This window comes from Moorena sp. SIO3I6, assembly GCF_010672095.1.
In genome coordinates this window covers 1-2,973 of sequence record NZ_JAAHHU010000517.1, presented here as the reverse complement: position 1 = coordinate 2,973, position 2,973 = coordinate 1, and the positions used below count along the sequence as shown (strand labels likewise).

At 44.7% G+C, this 2,973-nt stretch carries 4 protein-coding genes; all 4 read right to left on the bottom strand.

All coding sequences use genetic code 11. From position 1 onward, the window contains the following. The coding region (bchI, locus tag F6K49_RS38845) for a magnesium chelatase ATPase subunit I (protein WP_293105837.1) at nucleotides 1-1,016 on the bottom strand (1,016 nt) is incomplete at its 3' end. A 75-nt stretch (nucleotides 1,017-1,091) separates the two neighbouring features. Further along, entirely contained in the window at nucleotides 1,092-1,403 is a 312-nt protein-coding gene (locus F6K49_RS38840; protein WP_293105834.1) for a DUF429 domain-containing protein, read from the bottom strand. A gap of 2 nt (nucleotides 1,404-1,405) precedes the next feature. Continuing rightward, on the bottom strand, nucleotides 1,406-2,530 hold the full coding sequence (locus F6K49_RS38835) for a transposase (protein ID WP_293105830.1): 1,125 nt from the start codon (nucleotides 2,528-2,530) through the stop codon (nucleotides 1,406-1,408). Continuing rightward, nucleotides 2,517-2,973: IS607 family transposase (locus tag F6K49_RS38830; RefSeq protein ID WP_293105826.1), on the bottom strand; the 457-nt coding region annotated here is incomplete at its 5' end. The genes F6K49_RS38830 and F6K49_RS38835, both read right to left, overlap by 14 nt.

The window sequence follows — 2,973 nt, the reverse complement described above, 5'->3', positions numbered from 1 at the left end:
ACCTTATATCCTGAATCAATCGACTCCAGGGGGTCTTTACGCAAGCGGTGCCGTAAACATAAGGTAATCACCCGGCGGATATCATCCACTGTAACTTCAGTTCGTCCTTCAAATGCAGCCAGAGCCTTAGCCGCACGATTAGTTACAATATCACCCCTGAGTCCATCCACATCCAGTTCTGAGCAAACTTCTGAAATATTCACCCGAAAGTCGTAGTCCATTTCTACTTCAGCAAGTCGCTCTTGAGCCATTACTATCTGTTTCTGTAACGCTTCTTGCTCAGTTTGGTGCTGTTCAATATATTTGTGAGGATTTTGGTCAAACTCTCCCCGTTCTTCCACAATTTTGACTCGCAGCACTGGTTCTTTGACTGTACGGATTTCCGCGTGCATCCCAAAGCGGTCTAGTAACTGGGGTCGTAATTCTCCTTCTTCTGGGTTACCAGAACCTACTAATACAAAGCGAGCAGGGTGGCGAATGGATATGCCTTCCCGTTCTACAGTATTCCAACCACTAGCAGCGGAGTCTAGGAGTACATCCACTAGGTGGTCATCGAGCAGGTTAACCTCATCGACATAGAGGATGCCTCGATTAGCTTTAGCCAACAGTCCTGGTTCAAAAGCTTTGACACCTTCAGATAAGGCTTTTTCTATATCGATTGTACCACAAACCCGGTCTTCGGTTGCTCCTAACGGTAAATCTACCATGGGAACTTTTTTCTTGACCGTTGTCCTAGATGCAGCTGCTCCATTACCATTGCCCATCCAGTCAGGTTCCTGAGGGTCACTGTTGAAAGGGTCTTCAGCAACTACATCGATTTCTGGTAATAAATCAGCTAAGGCACGAATAGTAGTAGATTTGCCTGTGCCGCGATCGCCCATGATCATTACTCCCCCAATCTTGGGATCGATCACATTTAGGAGCAATGCCAGTTTCATTTCTTCCTGACCGACAATGGCAGTGAAAGGAAACACTAGGCGGCGAGTAGTCTTGGGCGCTTGGGCAGTAGGACTCACTGGGATTACTTTATTGTTATGGTTGATTTTTCTCGACGATTACTATTTTGCCATAGTGCGTGCCTTGAGAGTTGATCAGTCTTTTCCGTTTCGACAGGGGGTAATAATATACCCAGTTGTTGCATCTCCTAATACCCAATTAAATTCAGTTCCCCAATACCACCAGTAGGCTGCTACATAAGCGCAGATGATACTATCTAGCTGGTCTTCAGCAGCTTTGAGGGCTTTGCCGGTAGTGGGGATGTGGGGGAAAAACGAACTGCAAAGACTAGAAGTCAGGGGCGAGGATGATAGGGAGTTGAGAGCAGGGGTAAGGGTGGGTAGGGTATCGAGAATATATTGACGAAGTTTGATTAGTTCAGCATGTGCAACATTTAACCTGTGCAAACCTACTTATCAGCAGGAATGACCTGTATAGCACCAGGTGAAAACCTGGTGGTTGTTGCCGACAAAGCACGAATCATTATGTTCCGTGCGCCATTCCAATCCCGTGGTAATGAGAAACCACATTTTGGGCATTGGAATTTTCTATTACCGCCTAATTTTTCGTGAATATGACCGCACTCCGGACAAGTCTTGCTCGTGTAAGATTCATTAACTAATACCACCCTTACATCATGCCGATCTGCCATTTGTATCAAATGTTGACGAAATTTGTAATGACTCCAGGTGAGCAGATTGCGAGCTGTCTTCTTGTTCAACTTCCTAGCTGACTTTACCACCATCAAAGATGTCTCAAACCTTGGTAAAAAGATCAGCTTGTAGTTACTAACGAGAAAGGAGGCCGACTTGTTGTGGGTGTCCTTGATCAAGTCTTGAATCTTTTGGCGTAAACGATGAGCGGCTTTCCTCATTCCTGCGCTTTGGCGCACGCTTCGCGAACGTCTCTGACGTTTGGCAGAGCTTAAGTCAATACGACTCATCAACCGATCTAATTGTTGACAAAGTCTTTGGATTCTACCAATATCGCTCTTACCTATTTCGATATAATTTCTGCCATCAAAACCAGTAAGGAATGTCCTAACACCTGGGTCTAAGGCTATTACTCGTTCCTCTTCAGTAGGAGTGGGCTCAATGTACTCAGGAAAAATCCCGTACCATTTTCCTTTGATCCACACTAATTGAGTTCCGTAGATACATTCGCTAGGGAAGTCTTGAGGTGAGCGGAAAGACAATCCTTTTACTTTTGTTGGGTACCAGAAACCCTTCTTGAAGTTTCCTGCTTTGAACTTGATCACCTGCCTTGTCTCTCGACAGGACTTAAACTTAGCAAAACCTCCGTTAGCTTTCGCCTGCTTAACTGCATCGAACCCATCTGCCACGGCTTCTTGTAGTTGGTGGCCTGGTAATGTCTTTACCCACTCTGGTCTATCCGCACTTCTTGCTAATTTCTGTAAATCGTAAGCACTACCTTGATAGCCATTCTTGATAGTAGCTATTGACCAGTTATAAACCCACCGATAAGCGTTGAGCCAAGTTTTCCAAACTTTATGAAGTTCTTTAGACGGAAACACCCTGATCTTTGAGACACTGTTGGGTGTCAACTTCACCGTCTGATTCCGAGGTTTTTTCTTGTACCGCTTTCGTGACTTGTTTTTGGTATTTTCGGAGTCCGTAAAGCCTAGCAGAGAAACAGTGGAGGATGGACAAGATATCTTCGACGAGTTCTTGCTCTGGGGATAATTTACGTTCATGGAGAACCAAGAGTTTAACTCCACTTTTTTGGCACAACCATTCAAGTAACGGAAATCCAAATCGGACTGCTCTATCTGGGTATGCAATGACAAATGCCGAGATATCAGAGCTGTATATTCGTTCCAATATTTTGAGAAACTTTCGCCGTTTAAAATTGAGTCCCGATCCAACTTCTGAAATAACTTCAGCGTTTGGGTATTTTGACCGTAAAAATTCAGCTTGTCTATCAAGGTCGTCTCGTTGGGAATGTGTAGAGACTCTT